The following is a 20,309-nucleotide window of genomic DNA, read 5'->3' on the forward strand; positions in this document are numbered from 1 at the left end:
ATATGTCTCAAGAAGAATCGACATTATTTACGCTTCCTCAAGCGGCTGCCTTTCTTGGCGTCCATCCTTCCACGATTCGCCGCTGGATACGGAGCAAGCAATTACATGGCCAGCGCCTGGGGGCGCGCGGCTCGTGGCGCTTTACGAGGGAAGCGCTGTTGCAGGTGCACTCATATGAGAGAGTGGCTGACGATGTGGCTCAAATAGAGGTTCCCTTTCCTGCGAAGCAGAGCATATCACAACCTGCTTCAGCGCTTGATTTTCTGGCCGGAGGTGGAGAAATGGGGGAGCTCATTCGGGCCAAAGATTGGTCTCAGACGCCGCTGGGTCCGGCTGAAAGCTGGCCGCAAAGCTTGAAAACAGTCGTGCGCATTATGCTCACCTCGCGCCAACCGATCTGGATTGGTTGGGGACCAGAGCTCATCAAGCTCTATAATGATCCCTACAAAGCCATTGTGGGTGGCAAACATCCCCAGGCATTGGGCCAACCTGCAGCAGTGGTCTGGCGTGAAATCTGGGATGCCATAGGTCCCAGGCTGCAAACGGCTATGAATACCAACGAGGGAACCTATGATGAAGCCCTCCTGCTGCTCATGGAGCGCTACGGTTATCCCGAAGAGACATATTATACCTTCTCCTATAGCCCGGTGCCCGGCGATCATGGAGGAGTAGGAGGCATCATCTGTGCCAATACCGCTGATACTGAACGCATTTTGGGGGAACGTCAGCTCAAATTACTGCAAACCCTGGCGGCGGAAACGATGAATGCTCGTACGATCGCCGAAGCCTGTCAGCTCTGTGCTCACAGCTTAAGGCAGAATCGGCATGACTTGCCCTTTGCTCTGCTCTATCTACTCGATCGTGAGCAGCAAGCTGTCACCCTGGCGGGGACTTCCGGGATTGCCACGGACCATCCGATTGTTCCTCAGCGTGCCAAGCTGAGCGTGGCTGGTTCCTGGCCCTTTGCTGAGGTGGTGAAAACCCAGCAACCTGGCCTGGTTTCTTTGCCTGACCAACTCGTCGCCGATTTGCCCACTGGAGCCTGGCAGCAGCCTCCTCGCCAGGCTGTTGTTGTCCCGATTGCCTCTTCGGGGCAGCAAGGACAGGCTGGCGTCTTGATCGTAGGGCTCAATCCTTTCAGGCGCTTCGATGAAGGCTATCGTGGTTTCCTCACTCTGGTGGCGGGTCAGATTGCTGCCAGCATTGGCAGCGCTCAGGCATATGAAGAAGAGCGCAAACGAGCCGAAGCGCTTGCTGCGCTTGATCATGCCAAAACCCTCTTCTTTAGCAATGTGAGCCACGAATTTCGGACCCCATTGACTTTGTTGCTCGGGCCAATTGAGGAGGTGCGTGATGATCCAACGACCCTGGCGCACAACCGTGAGCGCATCGAGACGGCCCATCGCAACGCGCTTCGCCTCTTGAAGCTGGTCAATACCTTGCTGGATTTTTCACGCCTGGAGGCGGGAAGAGTGCAGGCGTGCTATGAACCCACCGACGCGAGCTCCTATACAGCCGAACTTGCCAGTACGTTTCGCTCAGCTATCGAAAAAGCCGGCATGGAACTGCTCATTGATGCTCCCCCGCTCTCGGAGCCAATCTTTCTGGATCATGATATGTGGGAGAAGATTGTCTTCAATTTGCTCTCCAACGCCTTCAAGTATACCTTTGAAGGTAGCATTGCGCTTAGCATCCGCGAGAACGCTGAGCGGGTGGTCTTGACGGTCCGCGATACGGGAGTGGGCATCGCACCAGCACATTTGCCCCATATTTTTGATCGCTTTCAACGTGTCGAAGGAGTCAAAGCGCGTTCGCACGAAGGCTCTGGCATTGGCTTGGCGCTCGTGCAGGAATTGGTTAAGCTGCATCAGGGAACGATTGAGGTGGCGAGCACTGTCGACAAAGGAACAACTTTTACGATTACCATTCCCAAGGGCAGCGCTCATTTACCAAAAGAACGACTTCTGGCCAGGCGGACCATGGCTTCAACTGCCATGGGAGCTCCTTCCTACCTGGAAGAGGTCATGCAGTGGCTTCCGGCGGAGAAGCAGTCTGCGCTGATAGCTTCCGAAGCCGCGGGAACTGGCTCTGAGCTCGTAGCTAGCTTAAGAGACCGGCCGCGGATTGTGTTGGCCGATGACAATGCCGATATGCGCGAATATATCAAGCGGCTCTTACGCGACCACTTTGAGGTAGAGACTGTGGCCAATGGAGCCTTGGCCTTGCAGGCTATCCAGAAGCAATGTCCAGATCTTGTCCTTGCCGACGTGATGATGCCTGAAATGGATGGCTTCCAGCTTTTAGCAGCCCTCAAAGCCGATCCGAATACGTCTCGTGTTCCTGTCCTTTTGCTCTCGGCACGAGCTGGAGAGGAGGCCACGGTCGAAGGCGTACAGGCGGGCGCTGATGATTATCTGGTCAAGCCGTTTTCGGCTCGTGAGCTCTTTGCTCGCGTCACGACGCATGCTCAACTTGCGCGCAGTCGCTATGAAGCCGAGCAGCAATTACATGATCTGTTCATGCAAGCTCCCGCCGCCGTAGTTATCCTGCGTGGTCCAAACCATGTGATTGAGCTTGCCAACCCAACGACGCTCAAGATCTGGGGGCGAAGCCGCGAAGATGTCCTGCATAAGCCACTCTTTGTCGCCTTGCCTGAGGTTCGTGGCCAGGGCTTAGAGCCATTGTTGGAAGGGGTATATCGCGACGGCGTTCCGTATATCGGGCAGGAACTGAAAGTGGCTCTTGATCGACATGGAGATGGAGCGCTTGAGGATGTCTATTTTACGTTTGTGTACACTCCTCTGCGTGGCGTTAATCGGGTGATTGAGGGGATTATGGTTTTTGCCTACGATGTCAGCGCGCAGGTATTGGCACGCCAGAAGATGGAGGAGTTGGTGCGCCAGAAGGATGAGTTTATCGGGATTGCCAGCCATGAGTTAAAAACGCCGGTGACCAGCATCAAAGCCTATACCCAGCTGCTGGAACGCCGCTTTCGCCGGGCCGGGGATGAGCAGTCGGCCACGCTTCTCAAAAAGATGGATGCGCAGGTCCAGAAACTCACAGATCTGATTGGTGATTTACTTGATGCCACCAGAATAGAGAGCGGGAAGTTGCTTTTTCGTTGCTCCCCATTTGATTTCAATGAATTGGTTAAGGAGATTATCGAAGAGACGCAGCGGACGACCAGCAGGCACACAATTATACATGACCTGGCGCCTTCGGTGGTGCTTCAGGCAGATCGAGAGCGTATCGGGCAGGTCATAACCAATTTGCTCACCAATGCGATCAAGTATTCGCCGCAGGCTGAGACTATCAGGATAAAAACGTGGCAGGAGGATGGCGAGCTGATTACCTCTGTGCAGGATTTTGGCATTGGTATTTCTGCAGAAAAACAGGCGCATCTCTTCGAGCGCTTTTACCGCGTCGATGGAGAAAATCAAGTAACTTATCCGGGATTGGGCTTAGGGCTCTATATTTCGGCCGAGTTTGTCAAACGCCATGAGGGCTCGATCTGGGTCGAGAGTGAAGAAGGGAAAGGATCAACGTTCTTGTTTTCCTTGCCTCTTACTCCCACGGCTTTGTGTCAGGAGTCGGTGACGATGGAGCAGGAGGGAAGAAGAGGATAACAGGAACATCGTTAGCCCTTAAAATCCCTCAGTGCGTAACCCCGAACTGCTTGCAGGTACCTGGCTCTGGTTCAGGCCCTGGATAGAACGCGGGGAGGAATAAGTGCGAGTTTTCTGCCGCCAGGATTGGGCCAACTGTAAGTACCACCCACTATTCTTGTGCTATACTCTCTCTGAGATCTTCCAGAGAGAAAAGAGAGGTATAGAGAAATGCTGACAGCACCTTCTCCTCCAAGGCAAGCAGAGCCCGCGGGCGACCCTCGGCGCTGGGTGATGCTTGCCGTTGTGGTGTGTGCTACCTTTATGAGCAGCCTTGATACCTTCATCGTCAACATTGCCCTACCAACTATTGAGAGCGCTTTGCATGCCAGCTTTGCCCAGATGCAACTTATCGTTGCCGGCTATACGTTAGCTTTTGCCGTCTTGCTGGTCACTGGGGGACGCCTGGGTGATCTCTATGGACGAAAGCGCTTATTTCTCCTGGGAACGAGCGGCTTCACCCTCTTTTCCGCACTGTGCGGGGTTGCTCCCACTGCCTCGCTCTTGATCCTCTTCCGCATTGCCCAGGGAGGCGCTGCGGCGCTCCTGGTTCCACAGGTGATAGCCTTTATTCAGGTCAGCTTCCCGGCTTCTGAACGTCCCCTGGCCTTCAGCATCTCTGCGGCAGTTGGAGGGACGGCCTCAGTTGTGGGGCAGGTAATAGGCGCCTGGCTTCTCGTAGCCAATCTCTTCAATCTGGGCTGGCGTGCTATCTTCCTGATCAATGTCCCTATCGGCATCGGTGCTTTGCTTGCCTCTAGTGCACTCTTACGCGAATCGCGCACAACTTCGCTACACCGCTTGGATTATAGCGGGGCAGCTTTGCTCATGCTTGCTCTCACCGCCCTGATTTTCCCATTGGTGCTGGGGGCCAGGACTGGATGGCCGCTGTGGAGCCAGATCTCCCTCGCCCTCTGTCTGCCCTTCCTGCTCACCTTTCTCCTGTATGAGCAACGGGTAACGAGGCAAGGCAGGCTGCCCCTCATTTCGCTTGCACTCCTGCGGCAACGTCGTTTTCTGGCTGGTCTGCTTACGAATCTGCTCGCCAATATCCTCTTCGCTGGATTTCTCTTCCTTCTAGCTTTCTACCTGCAAATAGTTCTGCGCCTCAGCCCCTTGCAAGCGAGCTACGTGTTTCTCGCTTCGAGCCTGTCCTTTATTTCTTCTTCCAGCCTCAGCCCTCTATTCTCCTCTCGTCTGGGAAAGTGGAGCTTATCGGTGGCTGCGTTCCTGGTAACATTGGGCTATTTGTTCCTACTGCTAGCAGCTCTTTGGCTCGTCGGGCAATGGGGGTTGCTGCCGCTGGTGGTGGCGCTCTGCATCCTTGGAAGTGGCATGGGTTCTCTTGTCATTCCTCTTCAGCCAAAGGTGTTTGCGGGGATCGCTCATGAGGATGTAGGGGCGGCATCGGGGATGTATACCACTGCAACTCAGGCGGCAGCTGCGCTCGGGACTGCAGTCATTGGCCTGATCTTTGCTGCCTTTACCGCTACATACGGTAGTGCGCAGCCGGCCTTCGTGCTCTCCTTGCTCGTGCTTACGCTGCTCAGTCTCGTGCTCTCACTCACAGTTCTGCCGCTGAGAAGCTAGCATGAGCCAAATTTTAGAGATACTTTCTCGGCCTCGATGAATAACGTACACGAGCAATTGGATAGGTCGTCCCCTGGCAAGATATTTCGGAGGGATTGTAAGTGGGGATTCGATAGCTTGCCGATGACCAAGACTGTATTCGGGCTTTGACCTGGAGAAAGCACTATCATGCAGGCATCAAGAAGTTGGCTGGTCAGGGTTTTTCTTGCCAGTTCCACTCATACGTACTGCATGTACAATATTCACGAAAACCGAGACGACGATAAATATTGATCCCAAATGGCGATGCTGTAAGCACGGCTACACGATAGCCGTTAGTTTGCGCCTGGCGAGCAGCCATCAATGTCATCGCTCCTCCAATTCCTTGTCTCCGCACTTCTTGAAGGGTCACGACATAATGAATTCCTGCTACGCGTCCATCGTAAAATAGACAAACAGTTGCCACAGGTTTTCCGTCCAGGAGCCCGAGATAGAACTGGAGAGGGCTGGCGGAGTCGATTTGCAAGCTTGCATGGGCTGCGATAATTTGCCTTACGCTTTCTTCAGGGACCGGAAATAGCCAGACACGCAGCCATTGTTCCAACAGCTCATGGTTTGTAACCGGGCGAATGGTAAGGTTTGAGGCAAGAGGGATATCTTCTCGCAAAGTTTGCAGGTCTAAAGCCATGCCAGGCTCATCTTCATCGTGCCTTAGACCATGTGCGAGCAAAGCATCACGATAGTTTGTTGGTTGTGATGCGGGTCCCACATGCCATTGAAAGTTTTGCTTGCGCAAAGCAAAGTGGTCCCGAATGCGCTTGATAGCAGTGGAGAGTTCTTCCTGAGGTAGATTGGTAGAAAGAACAGAATTGACGAGGCTGGATTCTGCCCAGAGCAACCCCGGCTCCTGATGTAGTTGACCACCTGCGGATGTACATAGCCAGCTTTTGTAGGCGATAAGGCTGGCGTCGATAGTAGTGGCTATGCTTGCCGGGTCGATATTTTGTAGCGTCTGGCTCATCGTTGTAAGAAGTCCTCCTAATCCTGATGCTTTCATTTTCTTGCGGCTCTTTTTGTAAAGCTAGCTTGAGGCCGTTCTTCAGTAATTCGGTGTTTGGTGGAAATGGCATGCTGTTGCTAATTATACTGCAAGGCGTCTATACAGTAGCTCTTCGCCTGAAAAGCTACTGTGGAGAAAAAGGAAAGAAAGCCTGCTATCTTGCTTCTTTCAATATTGAACTTCAAGTGCATAAAGAGCCGGGTGGCCTTTGATATCAGGAGGTGCGGGATGCCCTGTGATATGTTTGGCGCGTGCCGCAGCCAGGCAGTCGGCTGTTTCCCAGTGGGCGATATTAATAAAGCTGAAGTGCGCATCATCACTAACACTGCGATAGAGCCAGGCATTGATAAAGCCCGGCTCATCTCTGAATAATTCACTATGCTCCTTCCACCAGAGCAGAAACGTTTGTTCGCTTCCCGATGGCACTTCAAAAACATTCATCAGAACCACAGGTTGCATGATACCCCCTCCTATGAGAGCAAAGGCGATCTCTCATCTGTAAAAACTGTCTCATATGCTCTCACAGACTGCATTTGCCAGTAAGGCCGTAATGGGCTAACTTGCTCAACATGCATTGTAGTGCTACGCCAACTATCCCAAGCCTCTTTGCTCGTCCATTTACTTACCAGCATATATGCTGAAGGATCTTCACTGTCGCGAATCAGCTCATCGTTGATGACATTGCCGGTGTATTCCGCTATAGCACGGCTTACCTGTCCGATGACAAGCTCAAATAACCGGGCTTCTACTCCATCAAGCAATTTACCAATAATAACAACATATACAGACATTTCTTAATCTCCTTCGGGAAACTCTAGTAAAACATGACCTTGCTCCGGTGTCGGAGCCAGAGGGGTGCAGAAAAAAACGAGCATAGCTTCTACCTCGCCGGTATTTTGCAAACGATGTGGAGCAAAACGCGGAATAAATACTCCGGTCCCGGCTGATGCTACAATAGTGTTTTCATCATTTTCAAAGGTAACTTCTCCCTGCACTATGTACACACACTCATCGCTATAGGGATGCATATGCCTGGTAAACACTTCCTGTGGCTCCAGCGTTAATGTTCCCAGGAACGCCGAACCAATGCCCACAGTCTTAGGGGTAAGCAAAATATGCATGCGCCCACCACGCTTATTATTAAGTGGTGACACATCAGCACGAGAAACTGCGTATAACATAGATAGCATATCCTTCCATTGTGTTGTACCTGTTTTCAAGAGGGGCGCCTGAGCAGAAGGGCTGCGTTGAAGCCACCAAACCCACGGCTCCCTACAAGAACATGCTGTAGTGACTGCTGGCGTGGCTGGTTGGGGACGCAATCAATGGGGCACCGAGGATCAGGATGTAGATAGCCAATCGTGGGTAGAAGAAGATTGTGCTCTAATCCTAGAATGGCTATCAGCGTATCAACTGTAGATGCTCCATTAAACAGGCGCCCAAGCATAGATTTGGGGGCTGAGGCAGGCGTCGCGGCGAGATGAGAGCCGAAGACCGCCTGCAAAGCCTTTACTTCAGAGATATCCCCACCCTGTGTACCCAGGCCATCACAAACAACCCAATCTACATCCCGGGGTTTGAGACGTGCCAGTTCGATGGCCTGAGCAAGAGCGCGTGCGTATTGCACACCATCACTTGCGGGCTCGCGTGTAACAATCCCGTCAAAGGATTGTCCCCACCCGGCAATTTCGGCATAAATATGGGCGTTACGTTTGATAGCCCGCTCTTTGCTCTCAAGGCAAAACGCGGCCCCACCCTCACCGACAATTACGCCATCACGCTCGCTATCAAATGGGCAATAGGGAAATTGTCCAGTTGCCGAAGAAAGGAGGCCGGAAGCCTGCAGCGAGGCAAAGGTATAGGGGGCAAGAGGCGCTTCACAGCCACTGACAATAACCACATCACAGATATCTTGCTGAATGATTTTTGCTCCATGAGCAAGGGCAATGAGACCGCCTGCCGCGTCAGCACAGATAGTGCGCCCATAGCCACGAATATGCTGGCCAATAGAAACTTGACCAAGGCTAGCGGCATAAAACCAGGCGATTGCAAGATAAGTACTGACAAAAGCTGGCCCCTGAGAGTGACAAATATGTAACTGTTGTTGGCCAAATTCATTGCCGCCGGTTCCCGCGGCAAAAACGGCACCAATCCTTTGCTGATCCTCGTTGCTTATACAAAGCCCTGCCGTCTGAATGGCTTCCATACTACATACAAGGTCAAACTGGGTCCAGCGATCAGTCTGGACAATTATGCGGGGATCGAGAAAATCAGCTGGCTGAAATTGATCCACGCTACCAGCCAGCTTACTGAAAAAGCGCGTGGTCTCAAAGCGCGTAATAGGCGTGATAAACGACTGTCCGCTGCGCAGCCCGTGCCAGAGATTTGTCACACCTATACCAGCAGGGGCAACGCCGCCGATCCCTGTAATGACTACCTCTTTTACCATAATATAGAGATCTCCTTAGAAAAGACGAGACATCACAAGTGCCGACTGAAAACCTCCAAAACCGCTAGCAGTGGAAATCAGCACCTCTACTGGCTGCTCCCGGGCCGTATTGGGCACGTAATCAAGGTCACATTCTGGATCAGGAAAACTATAGTTAATTGTTGGCGGGATCTTGTGATGCCGTATGACCAGAGCGCAAGCAGCTATTTCAAGAGCCCCAATTGCCCCGAGAGAATGGCCGATGCTCGATTTGATGGAGCTGATGGGGATAGTAGAGGCAGCCTGTCCCCATACCTGTTTAAATGCATTGGTCTCATGAATATCATTTTGCTGGGTCGATGATCCATGTGCGTTGATGTACTGTATTTCCTGGGGAGATACCCCAGCCTCGGATAGTGCCATGGTGATCGCCTGCGACATATCCACGCCGTTTCGTTGTAACCCGGTCATATGATATGCGTTAAGCGCACTGCCATATCCTCTGAGCTCTGCGTAAATGGGGCAACCCCTGCTCCTGGCATGTTCCAGTTCCTCCACGATCAGGACAGCGCTCCCTTCACCCAGTACGAAGCCATTGCGCGAGGCATCGAATGGACGCGACGCGGTACCAGGTTCATCGTTTCTAGGCGAAGTGGCTTTAATAGCATCGAACGCAGCCATATTCACCGGGCAAATGCCCGCATCAGCTGCTCCCGCAATGACAATATCTGCATCACCATCGCGGACCCATTCAAAGGCGTGAGCGATGGCATCTAAGCCAGCCGTACACCCGGTTGAGACGGTAACTACAGGCCCCTTCGCCCGATATCCGGCTGCTAGTTCAGCGCTAAGACTGGTTGGCGTCATAGCATGATAGAGATAGGGAGATGCCAGCGCAGGATGCACATCATAATCTATAGCGCCCTTGCTCACAACGCAATATTCCTCTTCGAGGCGGGTCGTGGAGCCAATAGCGGTGCCCGCTGAGACACCAAGGCGTGTTAGATCGAGTCGCTCTAGCTCCAGACCACTTTCAGCCCAGGCCTCAGCCGCACTCACGAGAGCAAACTGCGTGTGCCTGCTTGTTCTCTCTATCACTTCTTTTGTCAGTCCGTAACGATCTGGCATCCAATCAGTGACGGCGGCAACCATCTGTGATCTAAACCGTTCAATGTGATCCATGCAAGCTAAAGCAGAGGTAGATTTTCCAGAAACTAGCGTGTCCCAGAAAACCTCCTTACCAATGCCACCAGGCGCGACGACACCAATACCAGTAATGACTACCCTTGCCATTGGTTAGTAATTTCTTCCTCCCTGTAAAAATAAGTGATAGCAAAGAACAGGTCCTTATGTTAAGTAAGTGTAAATTCCCTCATGAACAGATGCATAAGGGACAACGATTATTGCGTAACTATGCACCACCATTGTTATAGAAAAGTTTCCTGATAGAGAACTTTGTAGCAACGTTATCTTCGTATCGTACTGTCAGTATTTTACGGCCATGACTGGCCTTAGTAGAGGGAGACAACTAATGAGTGTGCATACCTGTACTACCATTATTGAGATCCTGCACAAGAAGGTAGGCATTCCGATCGATATTCTCGATAGCGAAAAGCGATCCTGGGATGAGCTGGGCGTTGATTCGCTTGGCATAACCGAAGTATGTGCAAGTCTAGAGCATAGTCAGGGAATCCATATTTCCCATGAACAGGCGCTACAAACCAAAAATATTGATGATTTTATTACGCTTGTTAACACGCTTTCAAAGCGAGAGGTTGAATAATGGGATATATACGCAACACAGTGCTGATTACCGCCCCCGTTGATGAGGTGATGCGTCTAACGAATAACGTACGCATATGGCCATCACTATTTACAGAATATGAAAGTAGTGAAGTGCTGGAAGAGGAAGCTGACTGCGTTACTTTCCAACTCACTACAAGGCCCAACGAACAGGGAGAGCAATATAGTTGGATAGCCAGGAGAAAGACTGACAGGGCTCGTAGAGCAACTATCTCAGAACGGATGCCCTCTTCAGGCCCTTTTGAGCATATGATAATCCGCTGGTGGTATGATCCTGTAGAGAAGGATTGTACTGCAATGACCTGGGAACAAGAGTTTGCGATCAAAGCTGATGTATCTTTGACTGAGGAAGCTGCGACAAACTATCTCAATAAGCAGACGCGCATTCAGCAGCAGGCGATTAAAGCAAAAGTAGAGTCATTATGTATGCAGCAAACAAAAGGATCAGAGACAAAGCTCTATCATGGTATCGTCATCAGCCGCCTGCTCCATCCCGATAATGCTGAGAAGATCGCTACAGCCTTCAGGCGTTCAGACGCCACCGAACTCCCTCATCTAGCTGGCGTGAAATCGCGCCGTATCTGGATACAGGGCGATCTCTGCTTACATCTCATAGAAGCAAAATCGCCGATTCCGACGATTTTACGTGACTACGCTGGACATCCTTTGCTCAAAACTATTCAAAGCGAAGTTGATTCATATGTAGAGTTGGTTTATCCCGGCACACAGGCCAACGCGCTAGAAATCTACCGATGGGACAATACTCAGCCTGACTAAATAAGCGGCAATAAGCCATAAGCTCTTAGCAGCATGCCAGGAAGCAGCCATGCTAATAAAAACAAATTAAGACAAAAGACGATTTAAGAAAAGCCTGTTAAGACGTACCGAGCTTCTCCAGTGGATCAAGGGCCGCCGAGTGTGGTTAAGCCAGGAGAAACGTCAACATCTGGATATCTTTGAGATTCAAGCGAGTTTGCCGATCTCAGCCAGTTCATCATGCTTAGTCAGCTTTGCCTGGCGCTGGAAGAAGCCCGGTTCTCCTACAAATATGGCCGGCCGTAAGAGCTGTGTCGATGTCCTCATTCGCGAGGTAACATTTAGACGATAGCGATAAACATCTGTCGAGCGGCATCATCTCGTAGCACCGTCCATTTGCAGAGCTTGCAACCTGGGGAAAAGAGCCAGTGCGTTGTCACGTTCTATCATGATCCTCGCTTGCTCGTCAAATCCAGGATAGCTCTCGATGCCCTTGATAGTCAGCCCCATCAACTGCTCAGGACCTGGCGGGCAATCGCTGCCAAAGACAAGATGGGAAGGATCGGTTAGGCTTTGGAGCATAGAAAACACGCCTGGAGAGGCAGACAAAGCAACATCGTAATAGATTTTTTTTAACGCCCACCTGATTTCCTCAGCACTTTCTGCTAGCGTCATTTGATCAGTCATCATTCTACTGAATATAAGACGCGATTCCAGATATGGAATAACACCGCCTGCATGAGCACAAATAATCGTTATAGCTGGGTAGCGCCTCAGAGTCCCGCTGAATATTAAATTAGTAAGAGCGCGTGTAGTATCAAAAGCAAATTCCAGCATAAATGCAGGTATTTTCAGCATTGTCTTATCTGATCTGGATGGCGGTGCAGGATGGATGAATACCACAGAGCGCCGCCTATGTAATTCAGCAAATAAAGGTTCAAAGGCAGGGTCGCCTAAATATTGACCTGAATAATTTGCGGCGAGGACAACACCGTCTAGATGGAGGGTATCCAGCGCATATGTCAGCTCTGTCAGCGCTGCATCGATAGAGGGCAATGGTAAACTTGCAAAGGCCCCAAATCGGCCAGGAGCCTTTGTCACAATTTGAGCTAGAAAATCGTTTGTTGCCCGCACTAATGCTAGCCGACGTTGAAGATCTTTAGCCAGATAACCAGCGGCAAAATCAGATAAGATCGTAGAGGCAACGCTATGGTTATCCATCATCGCAAGGGTTCGTGTCAGGTCCCAGGGCTGCTCCAGTTCGAGCTGTGAGCCAGGTCCCATACCAATGCTCGCATCTCGCGCCACGCCCGCTTTTTTGAGTATTTCAAGGCTCATGGGAGCTAGCAGATGATGGTGTATATCAATTCTAAAGGGCTGTACAGCACTCACTATTTCTATCCTCATCTCCCTACAAATAAGGCATGCTTAGATAGCTATGCCCTCAATAAGAGAATACATTTCGTTGAAGGGGACCACTTGTTTCAACATAAAGCCAGCTGCCTCCAGCAGAGTCTTATACTCATCGGCGCTGCGTTCGCGGGCGCCTTTTAAGACCATTAGCATAACCATATCGCTCACAAAAACATCTTCTAGAGGCTTCTCGAAAGATAAGACCTGCTCAACAATGAAAATCCGGGAGCCAACTCCTCCCGCGGCACGACAATTAGAAAGTATGCGTATACAGTCCTGATCATTCCAATTGTGAAGAACATGCTTAAGGATATAGATATCTGCTCCTGTGGGAATCGCAACTAAAAAATCACCTGCCAGGAGTTGACAGCGCGCCTCCAACTGTTCCCCGGCAAAATATTCTTTTGCTTCGTCAATCACCGGCGAAATATCGTAAAGTATGCCCTTTAGCATAGGATGGGCCTTGAGTATTGCGCGCAGAAAAACTCCATATCCTCCACCAATATCAGCGACTACCCGCGCCGACGAGAAATCATGCGTAAGCACAATCTGCTCGTCAAACCGTGAGAAAGAGGCCATAGCCTGATTAAACAAGGCTTGATCTTCCGGGTGTGTGGCATTCCACTGCCAGATATCCATCCCGTGAACATATTCAAATGATGGTTGACCTGTTTTCACACTGTGCGCCAGAGCACCTACCGATGACCAGCAATGATCAAACAACCAGAGTACAAAGGAACGCAATGGATTAGACTCATTGGAACACAAAGAGTGCGAAAGTGGTGTTTCAGCAAAGCGTTTCTCTTCAAGTCTCTCAACAAAACCTATGGTTGATAACATTCTCAGCAAGCGATAGAGCGAATCTTCATGCGTTCCCGTGGCCTTAGCTAATTCGGCAACGCTCTTAGGACCATCTTGCAACAGATCAGGAATGTTATAGGAAACAGCTATTTGCACTGTTTTGGCTGCAAATATCGATCTAAACATATCCAGGATAGTCGGAGAGAAGAGAGAGGAGGACGGAGACTGTGTAACTTCCATAAGGCATAACCTTTCTTCTGTAGCGCTGTTCTTTTCCTTAAGAACTGACCATGTGTGCAAGTTGTTTTTTTATATATGGGATTGCTGACAGCAGGCACGGTCTGTCGGGCAAAGACTTGCGCATGGCGTTCCTGGAGATAGTATTCTCGCACAAAGAAGTTCTCTAATAATTACCGATTGCGTAACTTTTGAGGAAAATTGACATAAAGTCATAAATTGCAGATTTTAACTTTGTAGATTCTCTATAATTAGAGAAGAGATACTCTTTGGGATGGATGAAGATATGGATTCTAGGGAACATATACACTCTACCTGTTCGACTACTCAAGCCTCTTTGCATCCATATGAACGAGAACAACAGGCGGTATTCCGCGTTTATCTCTTCGGGTCATTTCGCGTATTTCAGAACAATACTTCACTTGAAGATCCTATATGGAGAAGAACCAGGATACAATCGCTGCTGAAATGGTTTATTTTGAATCCTGAGAAGCCTTTTTCGGCTGATTATCTGGCGGATCTCTTCTGGCCCCAGGCATCAACGCTGGCTGCACACCGCAATTTACGGGTCAATATTCACTATCTCCGCCACTTGCTGGAACCTGGCATAGCACGTGGGCAAGAGTCATCGTTTATCCGCCGGCTCACCAACAACTTCTATCTTTTCCATAGAGATGATACCTGGTGGGTTGATGTCTGGGAACTTCAGCGGCAATTCGAGATGGCTCAGCAAATAGACCTTAGTGGAAACCGCAAGAAGGCAGCATTTTTTTACAGCAAAATTACTGACTATTTTGAGCGCGGCTTTCTTCCCGAAGATGTCTATGAAGATTACGTGCAACCCTATCGCGATCGCTACGAGCGTCATCACTTGCAGATCCTCCGATGTTTAATCGAGATTCACTTACAAAATAATGAGCTTGATGAAGCGCTAGAATATGCCTATCGGACGCTTAGCATTGATCCATATAATCAAATAGCCGTAAACACGATAATTGATATTTACTGCAAACAGGGTAATCACGTTGGGGCTATGCGCGTGTTCAATAAATTTCGCGATTCTGTCCAGGCAGAATTAGGCTTAGAAATTAGCAGGTGCTCTTGCACTCATATAGGACAACTCTGATGATTTTACCTACACACAGGCCTGATGCTCATGTACCGGTGCTCATTGTCGGTGGAGGACTGGTTGGCCTTTCCGCTTCGCTTTTTCTTGCACATAATGGTATTGCTTCATTACTTGTCGAACGCCGCCCAGAAACGAGCACCCATCCCAAGCAATACGGCATGAACGTGCGGGGCATGGAACTGCTACGTTCGGTGGGAATGGAAGCGGCCATATTTGCGGCCGGAAACGATCTTGCCCATTGCAAAGATTGTGTGATCGTGACTACTCTCGCTCAGGGTGAGCTCGGAAGGAGTCCCCTACCTGGTTTGTATGAAGAGGATGTTTGGCATTTTAGCCCTACATATGTCAGACCATGCACACAGGACAAGCTAGAGCCTTTGTTATTGCAGGCCGCACAGCGCCTGGGCCGCAAACTGGGCAGTCAATGGCTCTTTGGCACCGAATTGCTTTCGTTTGAGCAGAATGCAGATGGTATCTCTGCTCTCCTGCTGAATAGAGCGACAGGGGAGCAATTGACAATACGTTCCAATTACCTGATTGCGGCTGATGGGGCAAACAGCGCTCTTCGCAATACTCTTGGCATCACAACCACAGAGAAATGGTCGGGGGGATATCAGGCTAACATGTACTTTCGCGCGGATTTGAGTGCCCTGGTTCGGGAGCGAGCTTTCGCTATTTGTCTGATAACCCATCCTGAAGCAAGTGGAACGCTTTGCCCTATTAGTAATATGGACCATTGGACGTTTCACGTTGGCTATGCGCCGGAACGAGGAGAGACACTAAAAGACTTTACGCTCGAACGATGTTGCCATTTGATCCGGCAGGCGATCGGTATTCCTGATCTGGATATTACATTGAAAAGCATCCTCTCCTGGGAGGCTGCGGCGTGTGTCGCAGAAAGCTTTTCGCAAGGCCGCGTATTTTTGGTTGGTGACGCGGCTCATCTAATGCCTCCGACTGGAGGATTTGGGGCCAGCACGGGTATTCAGGATGCCCAAAATCTAGCCTGGAAGCTCGCTCTCGTTCTGAATAAACAGGCCCATCCGGCGTTGCTATCCACCTATGATCGTGAACGCAGACCTGTGGCAGAGTTTACGGTTGAGCAGGCCAGGCTACGTTGGCAAACAGAGGTGCATCGCTATGGAGCCGAATATGCCCAAGAAATAGAGCCCGGTATTGCCCATGATCTGGTTGTTTCACTTGGCTATCATTATGTTTCCCAGGCGATTATTGCTCCACGAAAGGCCCCTCCATCGTTGACCCAGGTTGAACTTGCTCTAGATGGGCACCCAGGAACGCGCGCACCTCATTGTTGGCTTCAGCATCGGGGACGGCGCATCTCTACCCTCGATCTGTTTGGACGTAACTTCGTATTGCTCACTGGTCCGGATGGTCAGGACTGGCGCGCTGCAGCATGCAGTGTGGCCGCTCGCCTGAACTTAGAGATTGATGTCTACTGTATTGGAGCAGAGGCAGAGCTCGTCGATGATCCAAAAAACTGCTGGCTGGCCCAGGCTGGCATTCACAACAATGGTGCACTGCTGGTGCGACCTGATGGCTTTGTGGGTTGGCGCTCAAGAGGAGGAGATGCTCACCCGCTGCAAACGCTTGAGCAGGTGCTTTCGCATATCCTTTGTTGGTCAGCTGATTAATTTACCTGGCTACAAGAATATATTGTGATAGATTTTAACGTTTCGTCGTATCTTGCACTCCGAGCCATGCCTGAGCTCGTAGGACTGGTATTTTGTCCTTTGGAGGAATTTTCCTCGCTACAGCGATACATCCCTCTGTATGTGTAAATGCTTTTTGGCGCAAAACAGGAATGCACGTCAACAGTCTGCTCCACACAAACACCAGGTTCTATGGTGAGATCTTGCGAGCATCTCGTCGCTACATTCCTTGTTGCCAGGTGTTTTTTATAGGTATCTTCACTACTTCAGGTGAAGCCTCATTCGCTCGACTGCGACGAGCCTTTCACTATCCCTTTTTGCGGAACTGGAAAGCCCTGCTGACGATTCAACCTTGCTTGCACTGCTTTCTTGCGGTATAATTGATTCGTACTCCGAATCATTTGGTATCCGAAGGAGATAGTTATATGACCCGAGAACAGCTGATTGAAGACCTATTCTCGCTCTCGCGCTTATTGCGTCCCGATAGACGTCAAGAGATGACCCCCCAGCAATACTGGCTATTGCGCCATCTGCGAAGCGCCGGGCCGCTGAAAACAGGCGAACTGGCCCGTGCTCTTGGCATTACGATGGGAACCGCTACTGAGGCCTGCCAACGCCTGGAGCGCGCAGGCTTGTTGACACGACAGCGCCAGACCAATGATGAGCGGATTGTCAAAATTGCCTTGACCGAAGAAGGAATTGCTCGCATTGACGCTTTGCGTCAGCAAAAGATCGATGAGGTTCTACAGTTACTTGAAGTCCTTGATGAGCAAGAGCAGCAGGAATTGCAACGCCTGGTAGCCCGTCTTCTAGCAACTGCAGAAGCGCGCGGATTTCGCGATGAGAGAAGGCAAAATATCCCTCGCCAGACAAAGGAGTGACTTCTGTATTACGCACGATATCTCTATAGAGGGAAGAAAGGGATGCAGCAGGATGAATATATCCTACAAGTGGCTGGCCGCTATGGTTCTCATCCTGGGAAATTTGATGAGTTCCCTGGATCAAACGATTGTCAATATAGCCATTCCTCAGTTACAACGTGCCTTTGGGGCTGATGTCCAAAGTGTCCAGTGGGTAGTTACCTCTTATCTGCTGGCGCAGGGAGCTTTGATTGCCTTGACGCCCTATCTCTCGCAGCGCCTGGGAAGCAAACGTACCTATCTGCTCACGCTTGGCGCTTTTACTATTGGCTCAGCGCTCTGTGGGTTGGCAGGGACGCTTCCGCTATTGATTTTCTTTCGCATCCTACAAGGGCTGGGCGGAGCCATCCTACTGCCTCTTGCCTTCGCCCTGATTCTGACAATTTTTCCCAGCGAAGAACGTGGGGTAGCGACAGCCATCTCAGGCATTCCTTTTCTGGTACTTCCAGCTCTTGGGCCTATTGTCGGCGGTTATCTGCTAGCTATGGCGTCCTGGCGGATCATCTTTTTCCTCAATGTGCCTATCGGTCTGCTTGCCATCATCCTGGGAGCCATTATTCTGCATGAGACGCGTACAATGGAGCAAGTTTCCTTTGATCTCCCTGGCTTTCTGACCTCCGTCTATGGCCTGGCCGCGATCCTGTATGCCTTTGCTCAGGCCAGCACACTTGGGTGGAACTCCTTTCCCGTTATGATCTTTCTGGTGAGCGGAGGAGCTGCCCTGGCTCTCTTTGTCGGGCTTGAGCTGCGGACAGTGCGTCGGGGAAGACGACCCTTGATGGATGTGCGACTCTTTGCCGATCGCACATTTGCGGCAGGAAGCATAGCAGTTCTTTTCGCGATTGCGAGCCTGTTTAGTCTCCTGTTTCTCCTGCCAATTTATCTGCAAACGCTGCGCGGCCTGAGTGCATTGGAGGCGGCCTTCTTCCTGCTTCCCCAGGCGCTTGCAACGATTATCAGTACGCTAGTAGGAGGCAGGCTGGTGGACCGCCTGGGCGATGCCAGGGTAGTAATTGTTCCTGGCTTCGTTCTCCTGCTGCTAGGAGCTTTTCTGCTCACCCGCCTGACGCTCCTTACGCCCTATTGGCAGTTCGATCTCGTCCTGTTTGTAGTTGGCCTCGCCTTTGGTATGATCCAACAGCCACTGCGGGTTGCAGCCATGACTCATATCCACGGAGCACAACCCGTGACCAACGGCTCAACGCTCCTCACCGTCTCACGAGCTGTTGCTGCTTCCCTGGGGCTCGCTGTTCTGGCAACCCTGGTACAGACACAAACGCAAATCCATCGTAGCCAGCTTGCTGCAGATCCTTCCCAATCCCTTCCTGGCGTGCTCTTGCAGAAGCAAGCGTTTCTACTTGCTATGCATGACGTCTTTTTCATTATTGCTGGCCTGGCCATGTTGGGGTTGCTTGCCACGGCACTGCTGCAGAAAAAACCTCCGCGTGCCGGGGAAGAGGCGCCCCTATCTGCCACCCGTTCTGAAGGGGAGATATCGGCAAACTGAAAAGCTCTCTTTGCCTGGAAAATCCAACAGCGCGTCTTCCTATAATTGAGGGCAAAGACGAGCTTATATATCAAAACAGGCTATAACTATTTGGCATGATAAGTATACTGTATGGTAGTGGCTAAAATTCAGGGAGTAAAAGATATGGATTGTCCAATTTGTCGGCAGGAGATGCCCCTCAGAAGAGAATATACCACGTATAATAAGGCGCGAAAGCCGTATAATCATAAAACCTATAATTGCGCGCAGGATGATACCTGGATTTCAGTAGAGATTCCAGAAGCTCAGCAAGAGTTAGGGACACCTTCTTCCTCTTCGCCTGAAACAGGCAAGGATGGGCAGCATACTGAGTAAAAAGTGGGAAGCCAGGCAAAGAATAGCCTCAAACGTTGGGTTCAGTTGAGGGAAGACCCCTTGCGAAAAAGTGCAAACCTGAGTACGATTGAGTTATCGGCATATTTCAGTGTCCCGTGGGCTGAGTACAGGCGTATCTAGCGCAAATATCCTCAAGGCAGGCTGAGCGTTGAAGCAAGCTTCTTTGCGCACGCCTGATCTCTCTGGCCTCGCTGCTCACTCTGGCTGATGCGTCAGAAAAGCGAAAAGGTAGAGAAAAATATAATTATGAACAATGTCTTGATGAAACTTGCGGAATGGATGAGCAAGCCGGAGCGCGGCTTCGGGCCAGCTTCTGCGCAGGAGGCTTATGTTTTTGGCGCGCGTCGTCCCGGTTTTCCTTTCGTTAGTGTTTCCTCTCGGCTCGTCCACACTTGGACCAGTTTTATGCAATCACAAGGTATTGCGCGCGTGCTCTGTCTATTGCCTTCCCGTCAATTGGCAGCTTATGATGATCTACTGGGTACCTATCGCCAGGTGTTTGGGGAAAATAACGTGCTCTGGGCGCCGATCGCTGATTTCCATCTTGCTGAAGAGGCCCAACTCATTGATCAGATCCTCCCATTTCTCCTTGAGGGTGAGCAAAAGCAGGAGAAAACAGTGGTCCATTGCTCTGGTGGAGTAGGTCGCACCGGCCACATCCTTGCCGCCTGGCTAGTGAGCAGCCGAGGAATGTCGAATGAGGAGGCAATTGCTGCGGTTAAAAGGCAGGGAAGAAATGCGCGCGAGTCGAGAGACAAGGGGCTAGACGCACTTCTTGATCGCTGTCGCGAGGCGATGGCGCTGGCCAAATGAACTCGCTGTGAGGGAGGCGCGTCGCGAGCGTGCGGCATGCTCAGGCCTCTCGCGACGCGCCTTCAATTTTTCCTATCTATCCTCTCGAAAGACTTGCGATGAGGCCGTAGGGCAATGAGCATAAATTCGTCCCGCTAGCTCGTGGCTTGCTATTCGTGATGAT

The 20,309-nt window shown here is 50.8% G+C and carries 18 protein-coding genes; 10 read left to right on the forward strand and 8 right to left on the reverse strand.

The window, feature by feature from the left end; all coding sequences use genetic code 11:
- Positions 1-2: 2 nt before the first annotated feature.
- Both EPA93_RS13110 and EPA93_RS13115 read left to right on the forward strand, forming a co-directional pair.
- Complete coding sequence (locus EPA93_RS13110; RefSeq protein ID WP_165423064.1) at positions 3-3,626, forward strand: ATP-binding protein; 3,624 nt, start codon at positions 3-5, stop codon at positions 3,624-3,626.
- Positions 3,627-3,836: 210 nt separating this feature from the next.
- A complete protein-coding gene (locus EPA93_RS13115; protein WP_129887956.1) occupies positions 3,837-5,255 on the forward strand; it encodes an MFS transporter in 1,419 nt (472 codons plus the stop codon).
- 193 nt (positions 5,256-5,448) lie between these two features.
- Here EPA93_RS13115 and EPA93_RS13120 read toward each other — a convergent pair whose 3' ends face one another.
- The 6 genes from EPA93_RS13120 to EPA93_RS13145 all read right to left on the reverse strand — a co-directional run bounded on the left by EPA93_RS13120 (position 5,449) and on the right by EPA93_RS13145 (position 10,015).
- Positions 5,449-6,291, reverse strand: a complete 843-nt coding sequence (locus tag EPA93_RS13120; RefSeq protein WP_129887957.1) for a GNAT family N-acetyltransferase — start codon at positions 6,289-6,291, stop codon at positions 5,449-5,451.
- A 171-nt stretch (positions 6,292-6,462) separates the two neighbouring features.
- On the reverse strand, positions 6,463-6,753 hold the full coding sequence (locus EPA93_RS13125; protein WP_129887958.1) for an antibiotic biosynthesis monooxygenase family protein: 291 nt from the start codon (positions 6,751-6,753) through the stop codon (positions 6,463-6,465).
- Between the two features lie 11 nt (positions 6,754-6,764).
- A complete protein-coding gene (locus EPA93_RS13130; RefSeq protein WP_129887959.1) occupies positions 6,765-7,085 on the reverse strand; it encodes an antibiotic biosynthesis monooxygenase family protein in 321 nt (106 codons plus the stop codon).
- A gap of 3 nt (positions 7,086-7,088) precedes the next feature.
- Positions 7,089-7,475, reverse strand: coding sequence for a cupin domain-containing protein (locus EPA93_RS13135; protein ID WP_207229530.1), 387 nt, complete (start codon positions 7,473-7,475; stop codon positions 7,089-7,091).
- Positions 7,476-7,510: 35 nt separating this feature from the next.
- Positions 7,511-8,743, reverse strand: coding sequence for a beta-ketoacyl-[acyl-carrier-protein] synthase family protein (locus EPA93_RS13140; protein ID WP_129887961.1), 1,233 nt, complete (start codon positions 8,741-8,743; stop codon positions 7,511-7,513).
- 15 nt (positions 8,744-8,758) lie between these two features.
- Positions 8,759-10,015 (reverse strand): beta-ketoacyl-[acyl-carrier-protein] synthase family protein, encoded by a 1,257-nt coding sequence (locus EPA93_RS13145; RefSeq protein ID WP_129887962.1) that lies wholly within the window; start codon positions 10,013-10,015, stop codon positions 8,759-8,761.
- A 238-nt stretch (positions 10,016-10,253) separates the two neighbouring features.
- Between EPA93_RS13145 and EPA93_RS13150 the strand changes: the two genes are divergently transcribed.
- On the forward strand, positions 10,254-10,505 hold the full coding sequence (locus EPA93_RS13150) for a phosphopantetheine-binding protein (protein ID WP_165423065.1): 252 nt from the start codon (positions 10,254-10,256) through the stop codon (positions 10,503-10,505).
- A complete protein-coding gene (locus tag EPA93_RS13155) occupies positions 10,505-11,302 on the forward strand; it encodes a TcmI family type II polyketide cyclase (protein WP_129887964.1) in 798 nt (265 codons plus the stop codon). Before EPA93_RS13150 ends, EPA93_RS13155 begins: the two co-directional genes overlap by 1 nt.
- Before the next feature lie 354 nt (positions 11,303-11,656).
- On the opposite strand, the gene EPA93_RS13160 is transcribed toward EPA93_RS13155, so the two are convergent.
- Together EPA93_RS13160 and EPA93_RS13165 are read right to left on the reverse strand one after the other, a co-directional pair.
- Entirely contained in the window at positions 11,657-12,688 is a 1,032-nt protein-coding gene (locus EPA93_RS13160) for an amidohydrolase family protein (RefSeq protein ID WP_129887965.1), read from the reverse strand.
- A gap of 21 nt (positions 12,689-12,709) precedes the next feature.
- Complete coding sequence (locus EPA93_RS13165) at positions 12,710-13,735, reverse strand: methyltransferase (RefSeq protein ID WP_129887966.1); 1,026 nt, start codon at positions 13,733-13,735, stop codon at positions 12,710-12,712.
- A 283-nt stretch (positions 13,736-14,018) separates the two neighbouring features.
- On the opposite strand from EPA93_RS13165, the gene EPA93_RS13170 reads away from it, so the two are divergent.
- The 6 genes from EPA93_RS13170 (at position 14,019) to EPA93_RS13195 (ending at position 20,146) form a co-directional block, all read left to right on the forward strand.
- Positions 14,019-14,858, forward strand: a complete 840-nt coding sequence (locus tag EPA93_RS13170; protein WP_165423067.1) for an AfsR/SARP family transcriptional regulator — start codon at positions 14,019-14,021, stop codon at positions 14,856-14,858.
- Entirely contained in the window at positions 14,858-16,513 is a 1,656-nt protein-coding gene (locus EPA93_RS13175; RefSeq protein ID WP_129887968.1) for an FAD-dependent monooxygenase, read from the forward strand. The genes EPA93_RS13170 and EPA93_RS13175 overlap by 1 nt, the downstream gene beginning before the upstream one ends.
- 443 nt (positions 16,514-16,956) lie before the next feature.
- Positions 16,957-17,412 (forward strand): MarR family winged helix-turn-helix transcriptional regulator, encoded by a 456-nt coding sequence (locus EPA93_RS13180; RefSeq protein WP_129887969.1) that lies wholly within the window; start codon positions 16,957-16,959, stop codon positions 17,410-17,412.
- 52 nt (positions 17,413-17,464) lie between these two features.
- On the forward strand, positions 17,465-18,958 hold the full coding sequence (locus EPA93_RS13185) for a DHA2 family efflux MFS transporter permease subunit (RefSeq protein ID WP_165423068.1): 1,494 nt from the start codon (positions 17,465-17,467) through the stop codon (positions 18,956-18,958).
- 144 nt (positions 18,959-19,102) lie between these two features.
- Entirely contained in the window at positions 19,103-19,312 is a 210-nt protein-coding gene (locus tag EPA93_RS13190; protein ID WP_129887971.1) for a hypothetical protein, read from the forward strand.
- 267 nt (positions 19,313-19,579) lie between these two features.
- Positions 19,580-20,146 carry a protein-tyrosine phosphatase family protein gene (locus EPA93_RS13195; RefSeq protein ID WP_129887972.1) on the forward strand — a complete coding sequence of 189 codons (567 nt, stop codon included), beginning with the start codon at positions 19,580-19,582 and terminating at the stop codon, positions 20,144-20,146.
- The last annotated feature ends 163 nt before the right edge of the window (positions 20,147-20,309 follow it).

Origin of the sequence: Ktedonosporobacter rubrisoli, assembly GCF_004208415.1 — a bacterium.
Lineage (GTDB): Bacteria > Chloroflexota > Ktedonobacteria > Ktedonobacterales > Ktedonobacteraceae > Ktedonosporobacter > Ktedonosporobacter rubrisoli.

Excerpts from the sequence above, each read along its gene's own strand:
- EPA93_RS13125 (WP_129887958.1), bottom strand. The coding sequence starts at position 6,753 with ATGCAACCTGTGGTTCTGATGAATGTTTTTGAAGTGCCATCGGGAAGC.
- EPA93_RS13145 (WP_129887962.1), bottom strand. The coding sequence starts at position 10,015 with ATGGCAAGGGTAGTCATTACTGGTATTGGTGTCGTCGCGCCTGGTGGC.
- EPA93_RS13140 (WP_129887961.1), bottom strand. The coding sequence starts at position 8,743 with ATGGTAAAAGAGGTAGTCATTACAGGGATCGGCGGCGTTGCCCCTGCT.
- EPA93_RS13170 (WP_165423067.1), top strand. The coding sequence starts at position 14,019 with ATGGATTCTAGGGAACATATACACTCTACCTGTTCGACTACTCAAGCC.
- EPA93_RS13165 (WP_129887966.1), bottom strand. The coding sequence starts at position 13,735 with ATGGAAGTTACACAGTCTCCGTCCTCCTCTCTCTTCTCTCCGACTATC.
- EPA93_RS13160 (WP_129887965.1), bottom strand. The coding sequence starts at position 12,688 with ATGAGGATAGAAATAGTGAGTGCTGTACAGCCCTTTAGAATTGATATA.
- EPA93_RS13185 (WP_165423068.1), top strand. The coding sequence starts at position 17,465 with ATGAATATATCCTACAAGTGGCTGGCCGCTATGGTTCTCATCCTGGGA.
- EPA93_RS13180 (WP_129887969.1), top strand. The coding sequence starts at position 16,957 with ATGACCCGAGAACAGCTGATTGAAGACCTATTCTCGCTCTCGCGCTTA.
- EPA93_RS13130 (WP_129887959.1), bottom strand. The coding sequence starts at position 7,085 with ATGTCTGTATATGTTGTTATTATTGGTAAATTGCTTGATGGAGTAGAA.
- EPA93_RS13150 (WP_165423065.1), top strand. The coding sequence starts at position 10,254 with ATGAGTGTGCATACCTGTACTACCATTATTGAGATCCTGCACAAGAAG.
- EPA93_RS13190 (WP_129887971.1), top strand. The coding sequence starts at position 19,103 with ATGGATTGTCCAATTTGTCGGCAGGAGATGCCCCTCAGAAGAGAATAT.
- EPA93_RS13175 (WP_129887968.1), top strand. The coding sequence starts at position 14,858 with ATGATTTTACCTACACACAGGCCTGATGCTCATGTACCGGTGCTCATT.
- EPA93_RS13110 (WP_165423064.1), top strand. The coding sequence starts at position 3 with ATGTCTCAAGAAGAATCGACATTATTTACGCTTCCTCAAGCGGCTGCC.
- EPA93_RS13120 (WP_129887957.1), bottom strand. The coding sequence starts at position 6,291 with ATGAAAGCATCAGGATTAGGAGGACTTCTTACAACGATGAGCCAGACG.
- EPA93_RS13115 (WP_129887956.1), top strand. The coding sequence starts at position 3,837 with ATGCTGACAGCACCTTCTCCTCCAAGGCAAGCAGAGCCCGCGGGCGAC.
- EPA93_RS13135 (WP_207229530.1), bottom strand. The coding sequence starts at position 7,475 with ATGTTATACGCAGTTTCTCGTGCTGATGTGTCACCACTTAATAATAAG.
- EPA93_RS13195 (WP_129887972.1), top strand. The coding sequence starts at position 19,580 with ATGAACAATGTCTTGATGAAACTTGCGGAATGGATGAGCAAGCCGGAG.
- EPA93_RS13155 (WP_129887964.1), top strand. The coding sequence starts at position 10,505 with ATGGGATATATACGCAACACAGTGCTGATTACCGCCCCCGTTGATGAG.